We start from the raw sequence: 3,417 nt of genomic DNA, 5'->3' as shown, positions 1-3,417 counted from the left end.
TTCTTTAACTACTCATAATATGTGGACACTTAGTATTTATTTCAAGGTAAAAAATAAATAATCCGCACATTTGCTTCTAGGTCTTACTTCTTGCCTTCAGAAGCTTGCATTGCAAGTACCGTATCCAGCATCCGGTTTGCAAAGCCCCATTCATTATCACACCACACTAGCATTTTCACTAAGTGGCCGTTGCTCACTCTAGTTTGTGAACCATCAACAATTGCGCTATGGGGATCGTGATTAAAGTCGATGGAGACGAGCGGCGCTTCAGTATAGTCAACTATATTATGTAATGTACACTGGGATGCATTAACAATGGTTTGATTTACGTCATTAACTTTCACATTTGTATTAATTGTGACACTTAAATCCATCGCAGTTACGTTTACCGTAGGTACTCGCACAGATATCGCTTCAAACTTGTTAGAAAATTTCGGGAAAATTCTTTCGATACCTTTGTGTAATTTGGTATCAACAGGAATGATAGATTGGCTCGCAGCTCGCGTACGGCGAAGGTCACTGTGGTACGCATCAATAACTTGCTGATCATTCATTGAAGAGTGAATGGTGGTAATAGTTCCAGACTCGATACCGAAGGCATCGTCAAGAACTTTAATGATAGGGACAATACAATTGGTGGTACACGAACCATTAGAAACGATTCGATGTTCAGCCCTGATAGTTTCGTGGTTCACACCATAAATAATAGTGTTATCAAGATCATTGGCACCAGGGTGAGAAAACAGTACCTTCTTAGCGCCCGCCTCTATATGAGCAAGACCATCATCTCGGCAGCCATACACACCCGTGCAATCGAGAACGATATCGACTTCGAGATCGCGCCAAGGCAGTAAATCGATATCGGCTAGGTGTAAAATACGAATCGTATCGAACTCACCTTTGTCTTCCACGCCAATGCCGTGGTGGACATAAATATGCTCTTGATCGTTGGAGATTTTCTTGCCGAAACGGCCGTGACTGGTGTCGTACTGTAATAGGTGAGCCATAGCATCAGGTTGAGCAAGCTCATTAACAGCTACTACTTTGATCTGTTGGCTTTTGCCACTTTCATAGACAGCACGCAATACATTGCGTCCTATTCTTCCAAATCCGTTTATCGCGACTTTTAGCATAGTTCCGTACATCTAACCAAAATTTCGTGCGACAGATGATAACCGAATCTTATCTAAAAGACATTAATAGAGTGATATGACGCCATAAAAACAATTTATAAAACTAGTAAATCAATCACACGCTATGCAATGATAATTCAAATGAGTAATTAACCGAACCTACGGCTGTTTCTAACCTAGTTTTCTCAACCAAAGGAAAAGGTTATGTCTGGATTTCCAGCAACTCATTTTTGTAAAACGTGCAATAAAGAAACACTACATACTGAAACTCTTGTTCGCCAAACAAGTAGCTACGACACAGACAAAACTTTGTTGGGTCGAATAAAGCTTTTTGCTAACTCTATTATCAATGGCGGCCACTACTACAACATGGATCGTTATGTGAAATGTAAAGTATGTGGAACGAAAGAATTAGATAATTGGGGCAACGAGTTTGAGTAACTTGCTGTTTATTTTGTTACGTATAAAAAAACCGAGCCCTATGGCTCGGTTTTCTACTTTTTAGCTTCAACGAATACTATTAAGCAAGAAGTTCTTTTGCAGTGTTTACTACGTTTTCAGTAGTGAAACCGAACATCTTGAATAGCTCACCTGCAGGTGCAGACTCGCCGAATGTTGTCATACCGATGATCTTGCCACCGAAACCAACGTACTTGTACCAGAAGTCAGCAATGCCAGCTTCTACAGCAATACGCGCTGTAACGTCAGATGGAAGTACAGACTCACGGTATTCAGCATCTTGCTTATCGAACGCGTCAGTTGCAGGCATAGATACTACGCGTACTTTCTTACCTTCAGCTGTCAGCTCAGCAGCAGCATTAACCGCTAGCTCAACTTCAGAACCAGTCGCGATAAGGATAAGCTCTGGCTTGCCTTCACAATCTTTCAGGATGTAACCACCCTTAGCGATGTTAGCTACTTGCCCAGCGTCACGGTCTTGCTGTGCAAGGTTTTGACGAGAGAAGATTAGAGATGTAGGGCCATCTTTACGCTCAATTGCCAGTTTCCAAGCCACTGCAGACTCAACTTGGTCACATGGACGCCATGTGCTCATGTTTGGCGTTAGGCGTAGAGAAGCGATCTGCTCAACCGGTTGGTGAGTAGGGCCATCTTCGCCTAGGCCGATAGAGTCGTGCGTGTAAACCTGGATGTTCTGAACTTTCATCAGAGCAGCCATACGCATAGCGTTACGAGCGTATTCCATGAACATTAGGAATGTTGCGCCGTATGGTACGAAACCACCGTGCAGAGCAATACCGTTCATGATAGCCGTCATACCGAATTCACGTACACCGTAGTGGATGTAGTTACCAGAAAAATCAGTTGCTTCAAGAGACTTAGAACCAGACCACATAGTTAGGTTAGAAGGTGCAAGGTCAGCAGAGCCACCCATGAATTCTGGAAGCATTTGACCAAACGCTTCTAGTGCGTTTTGAGACGCTTTACGTGAAGCGATGTTTGCTGGGTTAGCTTGAAGGTCAGCAATGATTGCGTTTGCTTTCTCTTCCCACTCAGCTGGAAGCTCGCCGTTAGTACGACGTTTGAATTCTGCAGCTAGCTCAGGGTGAGCCGCTGCGTATGCGTCAAATTTAGCATTCCACGCTGCTTCCTTAGCTGCGCCTGCTTCTTTCGCGTCCCACTCTGCTGCAATATCAGTAGGGATTTCGAAAGGACCATGTTCCCAACCAAGTGCTGCTTTAGTCGCTGTGATTTCATCTGCGCCTAGTGGAGCACCATGACAGTCGTGCGTACCCGCTTTGTTTGGAGAACCAAAACCAATGATAGTCTTAGTACAAATAAGTGTTGGACGAGGATCCGCTTTAGCTGCGATGATAGCAGCGTTAATTGCATCAGCATCGTGACCATCAACTGCTGGGATTACGTGCCAGCCGTAAGCTTCAAAACGCTTAGGAGTATCGTCAGAGAACCAACCTTCAACTTCACCATCGATAGAGATACCGTTATCATCCCAGAAAGCAACTAGCTTACCAAGACCTAGCGTACCCGCTAGAGAACATGCTTCGTGAGAAATACCTTCCATCAGACAGCCATCACCCATGAATGCATAAGTGTAGTGATCTACGATGTCGTGGCCTTCTTTGTTAAATTGAGCAGCAAGAGCTTTCTCGGCCATCGCCATACCAACAGCATTAGTAATACCTTGACCTAATGGACCAGTCGTTGTTTCGATACCTGGTGCGTAGCCGTACTCTGGGTGACCAGGAGTCTTAGAGTGCAGTTGACGGAAGTTCTTAAGATCTTCAATTGAAAGCTCGTAACCTGC

Annotated in this window: 3 protein-coding genes; 1 reads left to right on the top strand and 2 read right to left on the bottom strand. The window is 44.2% G+C overall.

What is annotated here, in order from left to right; all coding sequences use genetic code 11:
* Positions 1-83: 83 nt before the first annotated feature.
* Positions 84-1,133, bottom strand: a complete 1,050-nt coding sequence (gene epd / locus L4C33_RS20745; RefSeq protein WP_428814289.1) for an erythrose-4-phosphate dehydrogenase — start codon at positions 1,131-1,133, stop codon at positions 84-86.
* A 204-nt stretch (positions 1,134-1,337) separates the two neighbouring features.
* On the opposite strand from epd, the gene L4C33_RS20740 reads away from it, so the two are divergent.
* A complete protein-coding gene (locus L4C33_RS20740) occupies positions 1,338-1,574 on the top strand; it encodes a hypothetical protein (RefSeq protein WP_428814288.1) in 237 nt (78 codons plus the stop codon).
* Positions 1,575-1,653: 79 nt separating this feature from the next.
* On the opposite strand, the gene tkt is transcribed toward L4C33_RS20740, so the two are convergent.
* Positions 1,654-3,417 (bottom strand): transketolase (tkt, locus tag L4C33_RS20735; protein ID WP_428814287.1); only part of this gene is annotated, 1,764 nt, incomplete at its 5' end.

It is taken from the genome of Vibrio makurazakiensis (genome assembly GCF_050337375.1).
GTDB lineage: Bacteria > Pseudomonadota > Gammaproteobacteria > Enterobacterales > Vibrionaceae > Vibrio > Vibrio makurazakiensis.
This window is presented reverse-complemented; position numbering and strand designations above follow the sequence as displayed.